The sequence below is a fragment of the Gordonia lacunae genome (genome assembly GCF_002149015.1).
GTDB classification, from domain to species: domain Bacteria; phylum Actinomycetota; class Actinomycetes; order Mycobacteriales; family Mycobacteriaceae; genus Gordonia; species Gordonia lacunae.
The window spans coordinates 153,536-174,278 of sequence record NZ_NGFO01000003.1 but is presented as its reverse complement, the minus strand read 5'-3'; the positions used below and the strand labels follow the sequence as shown (position 1 = coordinate 174,278).

Here is a 20,743-nt window from a genome sequence, read left to right as displayed (position 1 = left end):
ACATTCCTTTCGAGGGGGACTGACGGGCTGTGATCACGCGGGGGTGATCAGGTCGGGGTCGTGCTGGCGCACTCGGGGCAGAGTCCCCAGAAGATGACCTCGGCTTCGTCGACAACGAAGCCGAGGTCGTCAGATGGGGTCAGGCATGGGGCTTCCCCGACTGCGCAATCCACGTCGCCGATCGCGCCACAGGCGCGGCAGACGACGTGGTGGTGATTGTCTCCGGTGCGAAATTCGTAGCGCGACAACGAACCAGACGGTTGAATCCGACGGATCAGACCGCGCTCGGTCAGGGCGTGCAACACATCGTAGACGGCCTGACGTGAGACCTTGGGGAGGGTTTCGCGTACCGCATGGTAGATCGTGTCCGTGTCGGCGTGTGGGTGATCGTCGACGGCATGCATCACCGTCACCCGCGGCTGGGTGACACGAAGATCTGCGGCCCGGAGTTGCTGGGCATAGTCCGATGTCGATGCCACGTGACCCACCATAGGGGCGTCAGTGCGGTCTCGCACGGTTTTTCTGGATCTGATCCAAATTTCTTTCTGTCCGGACGACAACGGCCGCCATCGGATGGATGGCGGCCGTCGGTCGGTGCGGTCGATCAGCTGTCGATGCCGACCAGGTCCTTGGCGACTTCGGCGAATCGGATCTCGACCGCCGAGATGACGCGCTGGCGGTTCTTGTGCGCCTCCTCGTAGGCGAGGGTGACGCGCAGGTCGGCCGGCTTGGTGAGCTCCTTGACCGCGGCGACCGCGTCGGTGACGTTCAGGTCGACATAACCCTCGATCGGGAGATCCTCGGCCTCAACGGTTCCGGTGATCTCGCGCAGCTGATGGAGGGCGTCGGCCGCGCCTGCGGCGCCGTTGTCGCGGGCGCTGTCCTCGACGGCCTCGAGGGCGGCGTCGCGTCCGGCGGCGACCGTCTTGGATACGGCTGCGCCGGCATTGCTCACTGCGTCACCGGCGCGCGACGCGGTCTCGGTGGCCTCGTCGACTGCGCGTCCGAAGCGGCTGCGGATCGTGTCGACGGGATCGGGCAACTGACGCGCGAACTCGGCGGTGCGGTCGATCGCCCATGATGCGCCGAGAGCCGGCGCGGTCAGGGCGCGCGCCGCGAGGCCGCTGGCCCACTGCGAAGGTCCGCGACGCAGCGCGGCCGGTCCGCCCAGTGCCTCTTCGGCGAGGACAGTGGTGAGCCAGTGGACGGTCGCCGTATGGGCGTCGATGAGCTGATCGGCCAGGCCGACGAGCGCCTGATCCTCCTGGCCGGTGGCCAGTGCCTTCAGGTAGGTGGAGCGTGCGACGAGCCGTTGTTCGAGCGCGAGGTCGTCGAGCAGGGCCTCGTCGAGCGGCTGGGTCTGCTCGGCCAGGGTCTTGGCCACCGCTCCGAAGCGGCCGAGAACAGGTCGGATCACGTCGACGAGACCGCCGCGGTCTCGCAGCGCGTTCTCGATGGTGAGTGCACGCTCGCGTGCGTTCTCGGCATTCTGGGCGAGTTCCTTGCGGATGGCGTCGGTGCGGGCCTGGGCCTGCCGGGTCTCGGCGATCTGGATCTCGGTGTGCGTCAGCGCGAGGATCGCGCGAAGTTGCTGGTGAACGGTGGTGGTGGAAACGGTCATCGGTTCTTGCTCCCCTCTGGTGCGGGTCGGGATCGGGCTACAACCCGAGTGTTGCCACGACGAGGGCAGATGTAACACCCCGGCGGAAATCGGCACCGGGTGAGGTGGCAAAGGGCAAGCACCACAACGCTTTCGATCGGTTGTGAGGCGTGTCACAGTTGCGCGAGCAACTGGCTCATGTCCGATTGCCGGGTTTTGCACGATAACGGCGGGAAAGTCGACCGAGCGGCACCATACGTCGAGGTTTGGGCTCGCCCGCGCCCCGGGTACCTAGGCGCGATGAACCCGGAGCGGAGTGGTCGCCGGACGGACCCCGACCCGGGTGCGCGGCTCACGATCGCGCGGATCGCCGACCACCTCGGGACGCCGATCGTCGGCGGGGCCGGAGCCGGCCCGATCATGGTGCGCGACATCGACGACGATTCCCGGACGATCCGCCCCGGGGACGCCTACCTGGCGATACCGGGCAGCCGGTGGCACGGACTCGACTTCGAGCGCGAGGTGGCCGCGGCCGGTGCCGTGCTGGTGATCAGCGACCGTCCGGCGTCCCTGTTGCCGACTCTGGTCGTCGACGAACCGCGACGCGTGATGGGGCCGCTGACCTCCTGGTTCCACGGGAATCCGTCCCGGGACCTGCGGATCTTCGGTGTCACCGGCACCAACGGGAAGACCAGTACCACCCACTTCGTCGACGCCGCGCTGACCGCGGCGGGCGAGGCCGCCGGACTCATCTCCGGCGCACGCATCCGCGGTCCCGGATGCGATGTCGTCCCGGCGCGCACGACGCCGGAGGCGCCGATGCTGCAACGGACGCTGGCGACGTTCCGGCGTCACGGCATCACCTGCTGCGCGATGGAGGTCTCCTCGCATGCGATCGACCAGGGGCGGGTCGACGGCACCGTGTTCCGGGTGATGGCGTTCACCAACCTCTCCGACGACCACCTCGACTATCACGATTCGATGGAGAGCTATTTCGCCACCAAGGCCGCGATGTTCACCGCCGATCGGACGCAGGTCGCCGTGATCGACATCGACGACGAGTGGGGTGCGCGACTGGCCGCCGGCACGACCACGGAGACCTGGACGTGCTCGACCTCCCGTCCGGACGCCGATGTCGTCGCCACCGGGATCCGGACCGGACCGCTCGGAGCCGAGTTCACCGCCCACACGCCCTACGGGCGAGCCCGCATCGGACTACAGGTGCTCGGCCCCCATCAGGTCGGCAACGCCCTGCTCGCGCTCACCTCCGCGGTGGCCGACGGCGTCGACCTCGCCGCGGCGGCCGAGGGGATCTCCTCGGTGACCGGCATCCCGGGCCGGTGCGAACCCGTGCACGCGGGACAGGCCTACCGGGCGATCGTGGACTACATGCACAACACCGCGGGTCAGCACGCCCTGTTCCCGTATCTGCGGTCACTGACCGAAGGCGGGCGACTGATCGTGGTCATCGGCGCGACCGGCGGGCGAGACCCGGGTAAGCGGGAACCCCTGGGTGAGGTCGCGGCACGATATGCCGACGTGGTGATCGTGACCGATGAGAGTCCCGAGGACGAGGACCCGGGGGCCATCCGGGCACGGGTGCTCCGGGGTGCACGCCGCGCGGCGTCGGCGCTCGTCATCGAGGAGTCCGACCGGCAGGCCGCCTTCTCGATCGCCACGACCATGGCCGGGGACCACGATGTCGTCGTGGTCACCGGCCGGGGCAGCGACACCTTTCGGCGGTACGGACCGGAGACGACGTTCTTCGATGACCACACCGAGCTGCGGCGCGCGATCCTCGAGACGCCCGGCGGTTGAGGGGCCGGCGTCAGCTCTGCCCGGACAGGACGGCTTCGCGGGCTGCCGCAGCGGCGGCGAGTTCGCGCTGATACAGGATCCCGTAGGTGAATCCGTTCTCGCCCTGACGAACTCCGGCACCGGCACCCAGCTCCCGGATCGTGCGGGCGGCCACCGCGGCATCCTGGTGTTCCCCCAGGACGGTCTGAATCTTCTTGTAACGTTTGGCCTGCGACCGGCCCAGCGACCGATCGACGACCGGCGCAGCCAGCTCGCCCGCGTACCGGGCCCGTTTCGCCGCCTTGCGCGCTCGGTGGAGATCCTCCACGTTGCCCGTCGCCAGCGCGTGCGCGAGGCGCTTGTCGGCCTTGCGCGCCGCACGGATGGTGGTGCGTCGCAACGCCTTCTTCGAGATCTGGTCGTCGGCGAGCGGGACCGACTCGTTCCAGGTCGCGAGGGCCGACAGCAGCCGGCGGTACCGATCCGACCGCATCTCGTCGGTGACGGTCTGCCGATGATGATGCTGCTGCGCGGAGAGCTCTTCGTCGATCCGCGCCGCGACCGGCCCGAGCACCAGCTCGTCGGGGAGATCGGCGACTGCCGAGGCGAAGCGGGCGCGCAGGACCTCACGGTCGCGCACCTCGCCGAGCACACCGGCGAACCACCGCAGTTCGTCGTCGAGATCCGCGAGACCGTCCGGTGCGAAAAGGGGAGCCGCCGTCCGCAGTGTGCTGCGCAGCCGGCGGATGGCCACGCGGACGGCGTGCACCGGGTTCGCCCCGCGTCGCAGGGCGATGTCACCGGCGACGATCGTCGCGATCTGCTCCCGGACGTAGTCCAGCACCGCGCCTGCGGCCGGTGATGCCGGGTCGGCATGGCGCAGCGCCTCGTGACCGATCGCACGCTCGAAGGTCGACGATGCCGACGCCGGCCGCGCGCCGGCCCCGGCCATCCGTCTGCGGACGCTCGTGGGGATCGCCTGCTCGCGGGAACCCGCGCGCACGCTGACCTCGCGCCACGATGTGGCGGTGGCGACCGGGCCGGTGACGGTGGCCGAGACGGTGTCGTCGACCACGTCGTAGGCGTGCTCCCCGGCGGCATCCAGGTGCCGGTGGCGGGTTCGGTGCGTGTGGACGATCGCCGCGACGCGCAGGGGTTTACCTCCGGCCAGGCCCCACAGGGCGTCGGCGATCGCCGATGGCACGGCCGCGGCGGGCGCGTCGATCCGCTCGGTGATGACCTCGCCGACGGACGGCGTCGTGACCCGCCACCCGGGGACCCGGCCGTTCCCGCCGCCGTCATCCCCACCGTCGTCATCCCCACCGTCGTCATCCCCACCGTCGAGGTAGACGACCGTGGTCCCGTGCGCGAGCAGGTCCCGGTCCTCGGTGTCGTAGTACGTGTCGCTGAAATCGGTCGACGAGACCTCGACGTCGCCGGAGTCGCCGAGGTCGGGGATCGCGCTGTCCAGACCGAAGTCCCAGCTGTTGTCGCGCGTGGTGTCGGTGGGCACTTGTTCGCTCCTCACTCTCACGTGTGTCGCTGACACAGGGTGACCGAACCCGACATCGGGTAAACGTGTGGAGCAGGCGATCGCCCTAGATGCGGTGGTAGACGTCCTCGTCGGAGCGCGCGACCTGGCCGTGGCGCAGGAGCCGAGCGAGATGGAGTTCGGCAGTCCGCTTCTCCACCGCGTCGACGAAGGGCAGCCGGACGTGGGGCCGGTAGACGAGCCGCTCGACGACGATCTCGTCGACCGTGCGCGGACGTCGCAGCAACTCCAGCAGCCGCTCGTCCCGCCGATGGATGACGCCCTCGTAGTCCGCGAGCCGTGTGCGGAAGTCGTCGGCGCCGGTGACGACCCCCTTCTGGTGGAAGGTGCCGTACCAGTGGGCGTCGATGTCTCGCACCCGCGCGATCGACGCCAGGTAGTCGTCGACGCTGCTCCCCAGATCGCCGTACATCGGTCCGAACGAGGTGAGGTCGATGTCGGCGAGATAGAGGAAGCCGGTGGGCTCGACGAGTACCCCGGAATGTCCCGCGGTGTGACCGGGCAGGTGCACGACCGTTGCCGTGACGTCGCCCAGGTCGAAGACGTGCCCGTCGTCGACTCCGGCGGCGTCGGGGAAGCCGGGCGTCAGGCCGAAGGTGTCGCCGATCTGAGCGTCGACGCCTGCCCGCTGCTCGTCGGTCAGGCCGTAGTTGTCGAGGAGGACCTGCAGGGACCGCACGCCGCCGACATCCGCGTGATGGGCGAACTTGTCTGCGGCGAAATGGCGGAGACCGGCGATGTGATCCTCGTGTGCGTGGCTGATCATCACCGCATCGGGTTGCACGGGATCGTGGTCGACCTCGAGTGAGGGATCGATCACCAGCGTGCCGGCGGAGCCGCGGACGACGACGGAGTTGCCGTATGGAAACGCACCGCCATGAGACGACGCGAGCACGGTCACCTCGTCATAGCGGTTCTCGATGAAACTCGGTGCGAGGGTCACGTCGTCTGCGTACCCCGGGCAGGTGAACGCTGTCAACGCCGCGGGTCGTCGGTGGAACCCGCCGGCGAGCCGGTCACCGCGCGCAGCCACAGTGGGATTATCAGCCACGCGAGCGAGAACACGACCAGCGTCACGACCCCGGCGATCGCCGACGGGACCGGGCCGGCGGTCGCACCGAAGACGACCGTGACCGCGCCGGACAGCGCCAGTCCCAACAGGGTGAGTCCGGCGAATGAGAGAAAGTGCGCGTAGGTGACGATCAGCGCGAGCTGATGCTGCCGGAACAGCGCGCGGTGCAGGGCCACCGGTGCGGCGAGCAGGATCGCCGCACCGACCGCGCACGACACGGTGATCAGGTAGATCACGCGTAGTGTGCCGCCCAGCTCCTCGAACCCGTCGTGGAACGGCAGGGTGAGCAGGAAACCGGTCAGGATCTGCACGCCCGTCTGCACGACGCGGAGCTCCTGCAGCAGCGAGTTCCAGTTGCGGTCCAGCCGTTGGGTTTCCGTCTCGTCGCGCTGCGCGCGATTCCACTCGGCGTCGTCGGCGCCGGGCTGGGGTCGGTCGGTGTCCGACGGACGGGTCATCTGCTCATCGTTGCATTGTTGGGTCTCGTCGAGCCGTGCCGCCGAGTCTCGAAGCGGTCACTCCTCTGCTCCGAGGCGTGAGGAGCGCAAGCGCCCCCACCGGTCCCTGAGGTGTGAGGAGCGCAAGCGCCCCCACCGCTCCCTGAGGTGTGAGGAGCGCAAGCGACGAGCCACGAAGGGTCGCCGGTCAAGTCAGCGAACCCTTCGTGACGCTCGCAAGCTCGCTCCTCAGGGAGCGGGGTGACGCTCGCAAGCTCGCTCCTCAGGGAGCGGGGTGACGCTCGCAAGCTCGCTCCTCAGGGAGCGGGACGCTCGCGAGCTCGCTCCTCGGGGAGAGGCGGCGATCGTCGGGGACCCGATCGACCCTGGCGTATGACGCGCGATCGGAGGACCATCGGACCATGGCCACGTCGATGGACGAACTCACGATGTCCCAGCTCGGTTCGCTGCGCTGGGCCGACATGCGTCGGCGGGTGCGCGCGACGGTCGACGGACGGGACGTCGTCGACTCACCAGCGCCCCTCCAGGTGTGGGAGCCCTACCGGGTGGTCGGATGCTATGCGGTGCCCGTCGCCGATGTTGCTGTACGGCTTGTGAATTCGCAGACGGTCGACGCTTCCGTCGAACATGCGCCGATCCTGACACCCGACGACCCGTTCGCGATCCACACGACGCCCGGTACGGTCTACGACCTGCGGGCCGGCGGACGAACGCTGCGCGGCGCCGGGTTCCGCCCGCGAGATCCGGACCTCGCCGATCACGTTCTCCTGGACTGGTCGGCCTTCGACGAGTGGCGCGAGGAGGACCAGACGGCGATCGGCCATCCGCATGATCCGTTCCAGCGCATCGACTGCCTCGACACCAGCCGGCACGTCGTGGTGCGGGTCGGCGACACGGTTCTGGCGGACAGCCGACGCCCCACCCTTCTGCTCGAAACCCATCTGCCGCCACGCCACTACCTTCCGCGCGAGGACGTTCGCATGGACCTGCTCGTGCCGTCGGACACCGTCACGGTCTGCGCGTACAAGGGGGTGGCGACGTACTGGTCGGCGGTCGTCGGCGACGATGTCGTCCCCGACGTCGCGTGGACCTACACCGATCCACTGACCGACGCCGAGCCTGTGCGGGACCTCATCTGCTTCTACGACGAACGGGTCTCGCTCACCGTCGATGCGTGAACGAGCCACCGCGGAAGATCTGTTCTAGCGCAGCGAGTATCGGATCGGCAGGTGCTTGAGTCCGCCGACGAAGACGGTCGCGGCCAGCTCGGGCGTCCCGGCGAGCTCGATGGAGTCCAGCCTCGGGATCAGTTCGGCGAAGAAGCTTCTCATCTCCATCCGGGCGAGGGCTGCGCCGAGACAGAAGTGGACGCCGTACCCGAACGACAGGTGCTTGTTGGGGAAGCGGCCGACGTCGAAGGTGTCCGGGTCGTCGAAGACCTCTTCGTCCCGGTTGCCCGAAGTATAAGCGAGATAGACGGATTCGCCCTTCGCGATCGGTACACCCCGGACCGAGGTGTCCTCGGCGGCGGTGCGCATGAACTCCTTCACCGGCGTGGTCCACCGGATCATCTCCTCGACCGCGGTGCCCATGAGTTCCGGTTCGCGGCGAAGGCGTTCGAGCTCACCGGGATTCTCGATGAGCGCCCGCAGACCGCCGGAGATCGCGTCCTTGGTGGTGTCGTGGCCCGCACTCGCCACGATCACGTAGTACGACGCGGTGTCGACGTCGGACAGGGGCTCGCCGTCGATGAGGCCGTTGGCGATGGCCGAGGCCAGGTCCTCGGTCGGGTGAGCGCGTCGGGACGCGGTCAGCTCGTTGAAGTAGGCGAAGAAGTCCAGCAGTGTCGCCATCCGCTCCTCGAGCGTTGCCCCTCGCCGGTATTCGACGTCGTCGGCGCCGAACAGTTCCTGCGTGAGCTGATGCATCCGCGGGAAGTCCTCTTCGGGCAGGCCCAGCAGCGACAGGATCACATACAGCGGGAAGCCGACCGCGACCTCCTCGACGAAGTCGCACTCCGGGCCGATGTCGCGCATCCGGTCGACGTAGCGCTTGGCGAGCTCGTCGACGCGGGTCTGCAGGTCGCGCAGGGCCTTCGGTCGGAACCAATCGGCGCCGATCGCGCGGACCTTGCGGTGGTGCGGGTCGTCCATGTGGATCAGGGTGCGCAGTCCCGCACCCGATTCCAGCTGCGCTCGCGCGACATCGTCGGCGGCGGCCGTGGTCAGCACGGGACGCGGTTCACTCAGCCACAGGTTGTTGTCGCGCTCGACGTCCATGATGTCTGCGTGCTTGGTGATGGCGAAGAACGGCCGGTAGGGGCCGTGGTCGACGCGTGGAACCGGATCGTGTGCTCGCAGGTGTGCCATCGCGGCGTGCAGGCGCGGCTCGTCGGTGTAGGCCTTGGCGTCGGCGAAGACGGTGGCGGCGTCGTCGGTCATGCTCGTGCTCACGCTGCTTGTCGGCACCGCGCGTCCTTCCGTCGAGGGGTACTTCTCGCTCCGAGTGTCCGATATCGAGGTGTTCCAGATCGGCGGATTGACGAACCCGGTCGGCGTGCGGCCGGAGCTGCCGGCCCATCCGCGATGAGTCAGGCGCCGAATCGCCGCCATGAGCACCGCGGCCGAATCCGGCGAGGACGCGACCCCGACTTCCCGCTGCGACGGCGCGACTACCGCCGACGCCGCCGGCGACTACCTGCCGATCGCCGACCACGGTGTCATCGGTGACCTTCGCACCGCCGCGGTGGTGGGAGTCGACGGGCGGATCGACTGGTTCTGCTGTCCGCGGTTCGACTCGCCGAGTGTGTTCGGCTCGTTGCTCGATGCCCGTCGGGGCGGCGCCTGGACAGTGGAACCGGTCGATGGGGACGTCACCACGCGGCAGTTCTACCTCCCCGACTCCAACGTGCTCGTCACCCGCTTCCTGAGCGAGGACGGTGTCGCCGAGGTGCAGGACCTGATGCCGATCGCGCGACCACACGATCCGGACCACCACACCCGGATCATCCGTCGCATCTCCTGTGTCCGCGGCTCGGTGCGGTTCCGCGTGACGGTCGCGCCACGGTTCGACTACGGCCGTACGGCACACACCCTCGTCGTCGAGGACGAGCGTCGGATTCGTTTCGAGACCGACGACCTGGTGCTGCATCTCGTGTCGACGGTCGCTGTCGACGCGATCGACGACCGAGACGCGCGAGCCGACTTCACCGTCGAGACCGGCGAGTGCGTCACCTTCGTTCTCGCGCCCGACCCGATCGGACCCGAGATGCTCGACCACGACAGCTCTCCCGCGGTCGTTGCCGCGACCGTCGCCTTCTGGCAGGACTGGGTCTCGCGGTCGTCGTACACCGGCCGGTGGCGGGAGATGGTGCATCGATCGGCTCTCACACTCAAACTGCTGACGCACGAACCCTCCGGGGCAGTGGTGTCCGCGGTCACCGCCGCACTTCCCGAAGAGATCGGCGGCGAACGGAACTGGGACTACCGCTACGTGTGGATCCGCGATGCCGCGTTCACGCTCTACGCGTTGCTCCGGTTGGGGTTCACCGACGAGGCCGGTGCGTTCATGGACTGGCTGACCTGCCGCTTCGACGACGGTGCCGACGAGTCGGGGGACCTCGGGCCGCTGCGACTGATGTACACCCTCGACGGCGACCCACCACCGAAGGAGACCGAACTCGACCATTGGGAGGGTTACCGGCAGACCTCGCCGGTGTTGATCGGAAACGCCGCCGCCGACCAGCTTCAGCTCGACATCTACGGCGAACTCATCGACTCGGTCTACCTGTACAACAAGTACGGGCCGGGGATCTCCTACGGGTCCTGGACCCATCTGTGCACGGTGGCCGGGTGGCTCGTCGACAACTGGGATCGCCCGGACCAGAGCATCTGGGAGGTGCGCAGCAAGCCGCAGGACTACGTCTACTCCCGCGTGATGTCGTGGGTGGCCCTCGAGCGGATGATCCGGATGAGCCGGCAGCGGGGGTTACCCGGGGACATCGCCGGCTGGATGAAGGCGCGCGACGACATCTTCGTGCAGATCATGGGACGCGGGTGGAACGACGAGGTGGGGGCGTTCGTCCAGACTCTCGACTCCGACCGTCTGGACGCGGCTCTCCTGCTCATCCCCGCCGTGAAGTTGCTGTCGCCCATCGACGACCGATTCGTCCGCACCCTCGAGCGGATCGAGGAGGAACTCGTGAGCGACTCCCTGGTGTTCCGGTACGACACCGACGGCGGCCACGACGGCCTCGACGGAGCCGAGGGAACGTTCTCGCTGTGCTCGTTCTGGTACGTCGAAGCGCTCACCCGGGTCGGCCGCCTCGCCGACGCGCGTCTGGCGCTGGAGAAGATGTTCACCCACGCCAATCACCTCGGCCTGTACGCCGAGCAGGTCGGTTTGACCGGTGAACAGCTCGGCAACACGCCGCAGGCGTTCACTCACCTCGCCCTGATCAGCGCGGCGATCAACCTCGACCGGCGACTCGGGGATTAGATCCGACGTTCGCACTCAGATCCAGCCGGACCCGCCGCACAGGTCGTCGGCGGCCGCCGGGCCGGTCGACCCAGCCGCATACGGTCGCGGCGCCGGCGGATTCGCCAGCACCGGTGCGGCGACCTCCCACACATGGGCGAGGCCGTCAGGCCGGGTGAACAGCGACCGATCGCCGCGCAACACGTCGACGATGAGTCGCGCATAGGGCGACAGACCGTCGGCCACCTCGTCGAGCTGTTCGGTCATGTGCGCGACGGAGAGGTCGGTGCCCGAACCCGGTTCCTTGATCGTGACGGCCAGATCGATGGCACCGTCGCCGGCCAGGTCGAACGTCAGCACGGTGCCGTCCTTCGGGGTGTCGGTCACCGGACCGTCGGCGGGGGCACGGAACACGAGGCTGAGTCGCTGGGAGCTGTGGTCCAGCATCTTGCCGGTCCGGAGCAAGAACGGGACGTCGCGCCAGCGGTCGGTGTCGACCCACAGGCGTACCGCCGCGAATGTCTCGGTGGTGGAGTCCTCGGGGATGCCCTCGGTGTCGCGGTAACCGTCGTACTGGCCGAAGACCACCTCGGTCGGGTCGAGCGGGCGGAAGGCCGCGATGACCGACTCCCGCGCGTCGAGCAGGTCGTCGGCGCCGAGCGAGACCGGGGGTTCCATCGCGACTTCGGCCGCCACCTGGAACAGGTGGGTGACGATCATGTCCAGGAATGCGCCGGTGGCGTCGTAGAACGCGGCGCGGTCGGCGATGTCGAGGGTTTCCGGGACGTCGATCTGGACCTCCGCCACGTGTTCGCGGTTCCACACACCGGCGAACAGTCCGTTGGCGAAGCGGAGCACGTGCAGATTCTGGGTGCTCTCCTTCCCGAGGAAATGGTCGATCCGGTAGATCTGCTTTTCGTCGAGGGACTGGTGGACCGCTTCGTCGAGGGTCCGGAAACCGTCGGGAGACGTGCCGAACGGCTTCTCGTAGACGACGCGCGAATCCTTCGCGAGGCCGTGCGCGGCAATCGCTTTCGTGTAGTCGACGAAAGTCGTGGGCGGGAGGGCCAGGTAGTGGACGAGCTGGGCGGAGCCGACGGCCCCGCGGGCGGCGTCGAGCACCTCGAGCAGACGGCCGGGGTCGTCGACGCTGAACCCACCGCCGGCGAAGTGGATGGTCTCGGCGAACGACGCCCATTCGTCCGCAGACACCGACCCGTCCGAACCGAATTCCTCGATCGCGTCCTTCACGTGCTGCCGGAATTCATCGTCGGTACGGTCGCCTCGCCCGTTGCCGATCAGCTGCCATCCGTCGGGGAGCAGGTCTCGACGGTGGAGTTCGTACAGCGATGGCAGGACCATCCGCTTGGCGAGATCGCCCGTCGACCCGAAGAGGATGAAGATCACTGCCGTGCCGGTGCCGGACTGCGTCGTGTTCTTCCGTGCTGAGCTGGCTGCGGTCATGCACCAATAGTGCCCATCGACGTTCCGGAGTTCCGATATCTGCGGAGCGCGTCGCTGGTGCGCTTACTTCGTGCGATGGTGAGCTAGATCACAAACTCTCAAGACCTGAGTGGAATGCGCTCAACTCTGTTGGCGTTATAGACCGCGTAGGGCTCATACTTGAGCCTGTTGGACTAAAGAGAAAGGTGCACGCGAGTGGACAGCTTCAACCCCACCACCAAGACACAGCAAGCATTGAGTTCTGCTGTGCAGGCGGCGGCCAGTGCTGGCAACCCCGACGTGCGACCGGCCCACATCCTCGTGGCACTGCTCGATCAGTCCGACGGCATCGCGTCGCCGCTGCTCAAGGCAGTGGGCGTGGACCCGTCGAGCGTTCGTGCGCAGGCCCAGGCATTGGTCGATCGCATGCCGACGGTGTCCGGCGCCAGCTCGACGCCTCAACTATCCCGCGAATCGATCGCAGCCATCACCGCAGCCCAACAGCTGGCCGGTGAACTCGACGACGAGTACGTCTCGACCGAGCACGTCGTCGTCGGCCTGGCGACCGGTGACTCCGATGTCGCCAAACTGCTGCACAACCTCGGTGCGACACCGCAGGCTCTGCGCGAGGCATTCGTCGCCGTGCGCGGCAGTGCGCGGGTCACCTCCGAGGACCCCGAATCGACCTACCAGGCTCTCGAAAAGTACTCGACCGATCTGACCGCGGCCGCCCGCGAGGGCAAGCTCGACCCGGTCATCGGCCGCGACACCGAGATCCGGCGCGTCGTGCAGGTGCTCAGCCGACGGACCAAGAACAACCCGGTCCTCATCGGTGAGCCCGGCGTCGGCAAGACCGCGATCGTCGAGGGCCTCGCCCAGCGCATCGTCGCCGGTGATGTGCCGGAGTCGTTGCGCAACAAGACCGTCATCTCCCTCGACATGGGTTCGATGGTCGCCGGCGCGAAGTACCGAGGCGAGTTCGAGGAGCGCCTGAAGGCCGTGCTCGACGAGATCAAGGGTTCGGCCGGCCAGGTCATCACCTTCATCGACGAGCTGCACACGATCGTCGGTGCCGGTGCGACAGGCGATTCCGCGATGGATGCCGGCAACATGATCAAGCCGATGCTCGCCCGCGGTGAGCTGCGCCTGGTCGGTGCCACGACTCTCGAGGAATACCGTAAGTACATCGAGAAGGACGCCGCACTCGAGCGTCGCTTCCAGCAGGTGTACGTCGGTGAACCGTCGGTCGAAGACGCCATCGGCATCCTCCGCGGCCTCAAGGACCGGTACGAGGTGCACCACGGTGTGCGCATCACCGACTCCGCACTGGTCGCCGCCGCAACGCTTTCCGATCGCTACATCACGTCGCGGTTCCTGCCCGACAAGGCCATCGACCTCGTCGACGAGGCGGCGTCGCGGTTGCGGATGGAGATCGACTCCCGCCCCGTCGAGATCGACGAGGTCGAGCGGATCGTCCGCCGGCTCGAGGTCGAAGAGGTCGCCTTGCAGAAGGAGACCGACGCGGCGTCGAAGGAGCGGCTCGAGAAGCTGCGCGCCGAGCTGGCCGACCAGAAGGAGAAGCTCAATGAGCTCTCCGCCCGGTGGCAGTCGGAGAAGACCGCGATCGATGCTGTCCGAGACCTCAAGGAGGAGCTGGAACGGCTTCGCGGAGAGGCCGATCGCGCCGAGCGCGACGGTGATCTCGGACGGGCCGCCGAGCTGCGGTACGGTCGCGTCCCCGGACTGGAGAAGGAACTCGAGGCCGCGATCGAGAAGACCGGCACCGATCCGTCGCAGGACGTGATGCTGCAGGAGGAGGTCGGACCCGACGACGTGGCCCAGGTCGTGTCGGCGTGGACCGGAATCCCGGCCGGACGCATGCTCGAAGGCGAGACCGCCAAGCTGCTGCGCATGGAAGAGGAACTGGGACACCGGGTCATCGGTCAGAAGGACGCGGTGCAGGCGGTGTCCGACGCAGTGCGTCGTGCCCGTGCGGGCGTCGCGGACCCGAACCGGCCGCTCGGCTCGTTCATGTTCCTCGGCCCCACCGGTGTCGGCAAGACCGAGCTCGCCAAGGCGCTCGCCGAATTCCTGTTCGACGACGAGCGGGCGATGGTCCGCATCGACATGAGCGAATACGGCGAGAAGCACAGCGTGGCGCGGCTCGTCGGTGCTCCGCCCGGCTACGTCGGGTACGAGGCCGGCGGCCAGCTGACCGAGGCCGTGCGGCGTCGTCCGTACACGGTGGTCCTGTTCGACGAGATCGAGAAGGCCCACCCGGACGTCTTCGACGTGCTGCTGCAGGTGCTGGACGAAGGTCGACTGACCGACGGACAGGGCCGGACGGTGGATTTCCGCAACACCATCCTGATCCTCACCTCGAACCTCGGTGCGGGTGGCGACAAGGACCAGGTCATGATGGCCGTGCGGTCGGCGTTCAAGCCGGAGTTCATCAACCGTCTCGACGACGTCGTGATCTTCGACGCCCTGAGCCCGGAGGAACTGGTGTCGATCGTCGACATCCAGCTCGGCCAGCTCAAGAGGCGCCTCGCGCAGCGTCGCCTCGATCTCGAGGTGTCGACCAAGGCCAAGGAATGGCTGGGCGCACGCGGATTCGACCCGCTGTACGGTGCTCGCCCGCTGCGCCGGTTGGTGCAGCAGGCCATCGGTGACCAGCTCGCCAAGCAGCTGCTCGCCGGCGACATCCGCGACGGTGACGTCGTGCCGGTCAACGTCAGTGCCGACGGAGAATCGTTGGTACTCGGCTGAGTTCATGAAAGACAAAGGGACCCATCCTTCGGGATGGGTCCCTTTGTCGTTGTGCGTAGTTCAGAGGGTGGCGAGTAGCTCCATGAGGTGCGCCTCGACGAGGGAGGGGTGAAGCTGTCGTTGGCCGGGTCGGGGTGGGCGAACGTCAATGACGTGGCTGATCGTCAGCCATGAGCTGCGTGCTTGATCGCCGGGCCGGGTTGGCGGTCCGTGGATTTCGTCGCGCACGGTGTTCAGATGTTCCGCGAATCGCCGGGATATGTCGGGTCGGCGGTTGAGGTGTTCGGGGTTGGGCGGCGCGCCCGGTTCGGCGTTCAATCGCCACACGCAGCGGCCCTCGTCGGGTCCGGACCGAGCGATCCGGGTGGTGTACTGCCCAGGTGCGTCGCCGACCATCCGATTGTGACGCGGGCAGGCCGGCGCGAGGTCGTCGATGTCGGTGAGACCACCGTCGGCCCAATCCTGTTGTGCGTGATGCATGTCGACGTGGGTGGCGGGTTGGTCGCAGCCGGGTGCCGAGCACACCTCACCGTCGGGACGGGCGAAGGAGACGAGTCGTTGTTCGCGGGTCGCAAGGCGCTTGCCCCGCCCGAAATACAGGGGAACGGCGGTGGCGTCTTTGAAGATCGCCAGCCACGGCTGAACCTCACCGGCCATCGCGATCAGGTCAGCGATGGGCAGCAGGGTGCCGGTGGCGGTGGTGGCCAAGCCGGCTTCGCGGATCAGGTCGTCGAGGTCGGCTTTGATGATCAACTGGACGGGTAAGCCACGGTGAGATTTCCCGAGCAACCCGTCGTCGAGGACTGCCTTGAGTAGGGCGTTGAGTGCGTCGTGATTGGTCTGGGCGAGGGTGCGCCCGTCACGATCGGCAGCAGTGGCCAGGGCGTCAGGGTCGGCGTTGCCGGCCGGCCCGCTGGGTGACTCAGGGTCGTCGGGGTTGTTGAGTCCAGGCTTTCCCCAGACCGCGAACATCATCGTCAGTCGGGCGACGAGTTCGGGGGTGAGTGTGCCGGAGATCTTGGCGGTACCGTCGGCGCGTTGCCGGCCAATCCACAGGTTGCGGCGTCGTTTCTGGTCGGTGTCGTCGGCCAGGGTGCCGTCGGGGTCGAGATAAGCGAGGAGCCGGGCACCGAGTTGGGTGATGTCGGCGGGTGTGTGGGCTTCGGCGATTTCGGTCATCTGACGTTTGGCAGCGACTTTCACGTCGTGGTCGACAGCGTTCGGGATGCGGTCGAGGACATCGAGGGCGGCCTGGACGTGCGCGGTGCCCACCGTTCCTTGGGCGAAAGCCTCGGCGACGCAGGGATATTCGGGTGGAAGGAGCTCGCCGCCGAGGCTGGTGCGGGTGGCGGTGGCGTCCATCTGCTTGCGGCGGCGCATCGGATTGGAGATCCGCAGGCGGTGGGTCATGAACTGCATCAGCGTGCGGCAGCCGGTCTTACGGGGAAGGTCGCGGGCCTCGACCTCATTGATCTGCCGGTCGCCGGCGACGGTCAGTCGCGCGATGGCACGTTCGGTGGCAGCCGCGACCTCGGTGAGTTCGGCGTCGGTGCACGGCGACAGGTCCACGGACTGCAACGCGTCGAGGAGCCGGTGGAGATCGGCCACCAACTCGACCGCACGAGGCCGCGGCGCGTCGGTGCCGATGACGTGTTGGGAATCGAACATTGACCGTCACCCCCCCCGTGTGCGGTTCGAATATCCTTCAAGTGTACATCAATGTCAGCACATGGCAAGACCAAACAGGCTGTCGTTCAATGCTATTCGGCGGCGACAGCTTGTCGGTGCCGTGTGGTAGGGGACTCGGGCGGTGGTTCTCTCGCGACTCGTGCGGCGATCTACCCGACAGGCGGTCACCGCGCCACCGCCTAGGTGAAGATCGCCTGGAGAGCGGGCACCACGTCGTGGTGACCCCGGATCGGCCGGCACCGGCCTCGACCGATGAGCGCCAGGTCTTGTGCGAGTTCGGCGTCGTGTTCACCGGAGATGTCGAGCAGCACATCGAGGCGGGGTAACCGGCCGGCCACGTCCCGGGGGTCGGGTCCGGCGTTGTGGACGCAGTCGCTCAACAGGATCACGCGAGCGTCTGCCTTGGATGCGCCGGCCAACTGTTCCACGGCGATCTGCAACGGGAATGACACATTGGTCAGGCCCTGTGCGGGTAGCGCGAGGAGTTCGTCGACGAGACGCTCGGTGGTGACCGGCCGGCCGAGGGGGACGATGAGCGCGGCGTCGGACCAGAAGGCGATGACGGCGAGGTCGTCGCGACCGAGCTCACCGGCGAGGGCACCGGCGGTAGCTGCCGCGGTGCGGACCTGCTCGCCACGGGTCGAGCCGGACACGTCCACGGCGAGCACGATGGAACGCCGGCGCCGGACCCGCTCGCGCACGTGGATGTCGTCGTCCTCGGGAATCGGGTTGCCGATGAGCGCCTCGAGTGTCGCATCGAGGTCGAGCTCGTCGGAGCTGCCCCGCCATCGCTGGGTCGTCAGGGTTCCGTTCGCGCCGCGGCGTGCTTTCCGTACGTCCACCGGGCGTGCGAGTCGGAGCCGTCTCGCGAGCTGGACGGCCCGTTCACGTGCAACCGAGTCCGATTGTGCCGCAGCGGAGGCGTCGTCGCGCGCACCGGTGTCGCCGGTGATGGCGACGAGCGCACCCGACGTCCCGCGGGGGATGTCAGGGTTCCGGCCACGTCGCCCTATCGGGGCGACGGCGCTGCCTTGACCGGCGGGCCCGAGCAAGATCGGACTCTCCGACAATTGCTTGGGATTGCGCCGCAGCGGTTTCCGACGGCGGGCCCGCTGGGCCACCGAGTCGCGCCGGAGTGGCGAATCTGCGTCGACCGCCCTTCAACCCGGTTCTGCCGCCGCCGGCGCCAGAAGGAAGTGGTTCTGCCAGATCTCGCCGAGCACCTGTTCGGCGGTGGTGAAAGCGGTGTCGTCGAGATGGATCCGTCCGGACAGGGCTACCTGCATGGCGTCGAGGAAGGTGGCGGTGTACGCCTCCGGTAGGTCGCGTGGCGCTGCGATCGCATCGTCCGCCGGGACGGCGATGCCGCGCATCTCGCACAGTTGATGCGCGAGGAGTGCGGTGTCGATGGCGCCACGTACGCTGCTGCCTTGGCGGACGGCGTCGTGTCGACGCGTGTCGCGGGTGACGCCGACGGCGTCCGCGACCATTTGAGCTGACGTCACTCCTGTTCTGCGCGAGACGATCTCCCGCTCCGCCACGTCATCCTGGTAGTCGACGACCAGACGGCACATGCGATCGTAGACCGAGGTCGACAGTCGCGTCGTGCCGACATTGTCGAAGGGATTCATCGACGCCACGATGCGAAAACTGGGCTGGGCGGTGATGGTGCCGACGCGCGGAACGGTGATGGTGCCTTCGGCCATCGCGGTGAGCAGCGTGTCGATGGTGTCCTCGGGTGCCCGGTTGAACTCCTCGACATAGAGGAATCCGCCCGCGCGCATGGCCTCGATCAGCGGGCCGTCGACGAAGTTGTCCGCGGAGTAGTCCTCGCGCACGACCCGTGCCGGATTGTGGTGCCCCACCAGGCGCCCGGGGGTCAGGTCGGCATTGCCCTCGACCAGGACCAGCGGGATGCCCCAGTCGGCGGTGATCGACCGCAGCAGTGTGCTCTTGGATGTGCCGGGTGGGCCTTCCAGGATCAGATCCCGGCCGGCGGCGACGGCGGCCAGCACGAGGTCCAACTCGCGATCGCGGCCGACGACCTCGGCGGCGATCCGTGTCCGGATCGCCGCGAGGCCGTGGGTCTCCATCGGCCGAAGCCTGGTCACCTGACCGGTTCCTGGTTGACCCCAGTGAGGAGAAGGTGGCCGGCATCCACCGGGATCGTCACACCCGTGACCGACGCCGCCAGGTCCGAGTTCAGATACAGAGCGGTGTCCGCGATCACCTCGGGTGGCATGAACGAGTGTCCCTTGAGTGCGTGGAAGTGATAACCGCCTTCGACCAGGTCGTCGGGGGTGCCGCCCTCGTGGCCGGCGAACATGTCCCACGCGCCCTGCTGATCGGTCATCGGGGTGCGGATGGCGCCCGGATTGATGGAGTTGCAGCGGATTCCGTGGGGTGCGAGCTCGAGCGCGATGTTCTTCATCAGCCCGATCACGCCGTGCTTCGTGGCCACGTAGTGCGCGTAGTTCATGCCGGGTTCGAGTCCGTTGACCGACGACGTGATGACGATCGATCCGCTCTGCCGCTCGATCATGTGCGGTGCAACCGCTTTGGCGGACTTCCACACCCCGGTGAGGTTGACGTCCATCATGTCCGACCACATCTGTTCCGACATCTCCCAGAACGGAGCGCGGGTCCAGATGCCGGCGTTGGCGATGAGGACGTCGATCTTTCCGAACTCCGCGATTGCTGCCGCCACCGCGTCGTCGAGTTGTGTCTGATCGCGGACATCGGCGTCGAAGGTCAGGGCCCGGCGGTCGAGCGCTTCGACCTGACGCACGGTCTCGGTCATGTCATCTGCTGTCGCCAAGGGATATTCGACGGAGTCGAGTTGGCGGGTGATGTCGAGCAGGATCACGTCTGCGCCCTCACGGGCCGAGGTGAGCGCGTGCGCGCGACCCTGGCCGCGCGCTCCGCCGGTGATGAGTACGGTCTTGCCGTCCAGAAGTCCCATGTCGGTGCCCCTCCTACAGTCGTCCGCCGGCGTCGACGACGTGAGTGGTTCCGGTGACGTAACGACCGTCGTCGGAGACGAGGTAGAGGATCGCGTTCGAGATGTCGACCGGCTTGACCATGGACACCGGCAGCCTGTTCAGTTGGCGGGCGGCTTCCTCGAAGTCGGCGCGGGTGGGTTGCTCGACGTCGGGACGGAAGAGTCGGTAGGTTGCGTCGTTGAGAATCATCTCGGTCGCCACGGTGGTCGGGTGTACGGTGTTGACGCGGATGCTCTGCGGTGCAAGCTCTTTCGCGAGGACCTGCATCATGCCGATCAACCCGGCCTTGGCGGCGGAGTAGTGCGCGATGTTCTCGTTGGCCCACATCGCGGCGAGTGAACTGGTCAGCACGATCGAACCGCCGCGTCCGCCGGCGACGATATGCGGTGCGGCCGCGCGAACGGTCTTCCACACACCGGTCAGATTGATGTCGATCATGGTCTGCCACATGGTCTCGTCCATCTCGAGAGTGGGTGCCATGGTGCTGATGCCGGCGTTGGCGAGGACGATGTCGATGCGACCGAGCTGTGCCACCCCGTTGTCGGCGGCCTGCTGTAGCGCGGAAAGGTCACGCACATCCGCCTCGGTCGCGACGATCCGTCGGTCGAGTGCCTCCACCTCGCGCACGGTCTCCTCGAGGTCGCCCGGCCGGGCGGTGTCGTAGGGGACGGTGTCGACCTGCTGGGAGACGTCGACCGCGATGATGTCGGCACCCTCCTGGGCCAGGCGTATGGCGTGACTGCGTCCCTGGCCGCGTGCAGCTCCGGTGATGAAGGCGACTTTGCCCTCGAGTTTGCCCATGGTGATCCCTTCGATACGACGTGCCATCAGTGATGCACGTCTCATCGACGACGATATGTCACAGCGTGCCATAACGGTGTCGAA

General features: G+C 67.6%; 17 protein-coding genes. 5 read left to right on the top strand and 12 right to left on the bottom strand.

Features of this window, described 5'->3' with window-relative positions; translation table 11 throughout:
• Positions 1 to 47: 47 nt before the first annotated feature.
• The gene (locus CA982_RS03935) at positions 48 to 491 is read right to left on the bottom strand and encodes a Fur family transcriptional regulator (RefSeq protein WP_086534042.1); all 444 of its coding nucleotides are present in this window, start codon (positions 489 to 491) and stop codon (positions 48 to 50) included.
• 113 nt (positions 492 to 604) lie between these two features.
• Entirely contained in the window at positions 605 to 1,621 is a 1,017-nt protein-coding gene (locus CA982_RS03930) for a hypothetical protein (protein ID WP_086534041.1), read from the bottom strand.
• Between the two features lie 279 nt (positions 1,622 to 1,900).
• Between CA982_RS03930 and CA982_RS03925 the strand changes: the two genes are divergently transcribed.
• Entirely contained in the window at positions 1,901 to 3,418 is a 1,518-nt protein-coding gene (locus CA982_RS03925) for a Mur ligase family protein (RefSeq protein ID WP_086534040.1), read from the top strand.
• Positions 3,419 to 3,428: 10 nt separating this feature from the next.
• Here the strand turns inward: CA982_RS03925 and CA982_RS03920 are convergent, their stop codons facing one another.
• From CA982_RS03920 to CA982_RS03910, 3 genes are all read right to left on the bottom strand, one after another.
• Positions 3,429 to 4,910 (bottom strand): CYTH and CHAD domain-containing protein, encoded by a 1,482-nt coding sequence (locus CA982_RS03920; protein ID WP_244176115.1) that lies wholly within the window; start codon positions 4,908 to 4,910, stop codon positions 3,429 to 3,431.
• A gap of 85 nt (positions 4,911 to 4,995) precedes the next feature.
• A complete protein-coding gene (locus CA982_RS03915) occupies positions 4,996 to 5,892 on the bottom strand; it encodes an MBL fold metallo-hydrolase (RefSeq protein ID WP_086534147.1) in 897 nt (298 codons plus the stop codon).
• A gap of 32 nt (positions 5,893 to 5,924) precedes the next feature.
• Complete coding sequence (locus CA982_RS03910; RefSeq protein ID WP_086534039.1) at positions 5,925 to 6,479, bottom strand: DUF6328 family protein; 555 nt, start codon at positions 6,477 to 6,479, stop codon at positions 5,925 to 5,927.
• 401 nt (positions 6,480 to 6,880) lie between these two features.
• On the opposite strand from CA982_RS03910, the gene CA982_RS03900 reads away from it, so the two are divergent.
• Entirely contained in the window at positions 6,881 to 7,657 is a 777-nt protein-coding gene (locus CA982_RS03900) for a DUF427 domain-containing protein (RefSeq protein ID WP_086534037.1), read from the top strand.
• A gap of 24 nt (positions 7,658 to 7,681) precedes the next feature.
• On the opposite strand, the gene CA982_RS03895 is transcribed toward CA982_RS03900, so the two are convergent.
• Positions 7,682 to 8,920: a cytochrome P450 gene (locus CA982_RS03895; RefSeq protein ID WP_086534036.1), complete on the bottom strand. Its 1,239-nt coding sequence runs from the start codon at positions 8,918 to 8,920 to the stop codon at positions 7,682 to 7,684.
• On the opposite strand from CA982_RS03895, the gene CA982_RS26540 reads away from it, so the two are divergent.
• On the top strand, positions 8,919 to 9,068 hold the full coding sequence (locus CA982_RS26540; protein WP_158097795.1) for a hypothetical protein: 150 nt from the start codon (positions 8,919 to 8,921) through the stop codon (positions 9,066 to 9,068). The genes CA982_RS03895 and CA982_RS26540 overlap by 2 nt on opposite strands.
• 21 nt (positions 9,069 to 9,089) lie before the next feature.
• Positions 9,090 to 10,976: a glycoside hydrolase family 15 protein gene (locus CA982_RS03890; protein ID WP_244176114.1), complete on the top strand. Its 1,887-nt coding sequence runs from the start codon at positions 9,090 to 9,092 to the stop codon at positions 10,974 to 10,976.
• A gap of 15 nt (positions 10,977 to 10,991) precedes the next feature.
• On the opposite strand, the gene CA982_RS03885 is transcribed toward CA982_RS03890, so the two are convergent.
• Positions 10,992 to 12,419 (bottom strand): glucose-6-phosphate dehydrogenase, encoded by a 1,428-nt coding sequence (locus CA982_RS03885; protein WP_086534034.1) that lies wholly within the window; start codon positions 12,417 to 12,419, stop codon positions 10,992 to 10,994.
• Between the two features lie 195 nt (positions 12,420 to 12,614).
• On the opposite strand from CA982_RS03885, the gene clpB reads away from it, so the two are divergent.
• Positions 12,615 to 15,167, top strand: a complete 2,553-nt coding sequence (gene clpB / locus CA982_RS03880) for an ATP-dependent chaperone ClpB (RefSeq protein ID WP_086534033.1) — start codon at positions 12,615 to 12,617, stop codon at positions 15,165 to 15,167.
• 60 nt (positions 15,168 to 15,227) lie between these two features.
• Here the strand turns inward: clpB and CA982_RS03875 are convergent, their stop codons facing one another.
• From CA982_RS03875 to CA982_RS03855, 5 genes are all read right to left on the bottom strand, one after another.
• Positions 15,228 to 16,835 carry an HNH endonuclease signature motif containing protein gene (locus CA982_RS03875; RefSeq protein ID WP_086534032.1) on the bottom strand — a complete coding sequence of 536 codons (1,608 nt, stop codon included), beginning with the start codon at positions 16,833 to 16,835 and terminating at the stop codon, positions 15,228 to 15,230.
• A gap of 200 nt (positions 16,836 to 17,035) precedes the next feature.
• Complete coding sequence (locus tag CA982_RS03870; protein WP_086534146.1) at positions 17,036 to 17,911, bottom strand: vWA domain-containing protein; 876 nt, start codon at positions 17,909 to 17,911, stop codon at positions 17,036 to 17,038.
• Positions 17,912 to 18,016: 105 nt separating this feature from the next.
• Complete coding sequence (locus CA982_RS03865; protein ID WP_086534031.1) at positions 18,017 to 18,949, bottom strand: AAA family ATPase; 933 nt, start codon at positions 18,947 to 18,949, stop codon at positions 18,017 to 18,019.
• Between the two features lie 14 nt (positions 18,950 to 18,963).
• Positions 18,964 to 19,818 (bottom strand): mycofactocin-coupled SDR family oxidoreductase, encoded by an 855-nt coding sequence (locus CA982_RS03860; RefSeq protein WP_086534030.1) that lies wholly within the window; start codon positions 19,816 to 19,818, stop codon positions 18,964 to 18,966.
• 13 nt (positions 19,819 to 19,831) lie between these two features.
• Positions 19,832 to 20,659 (bottom strand): mycofactocin-coupled SDR family oxidoreductase, encoded by an 828-nt coding sequence (locus CA982_RS03855; protein ID WP_086534145.1) that lies wholly within the window; start codon positions 20,657 to 20,659, stop codon positions 19,832 to 19,834.
• Positions 20,660 to 20,743 lie beyond the last annotated feature (84 nt).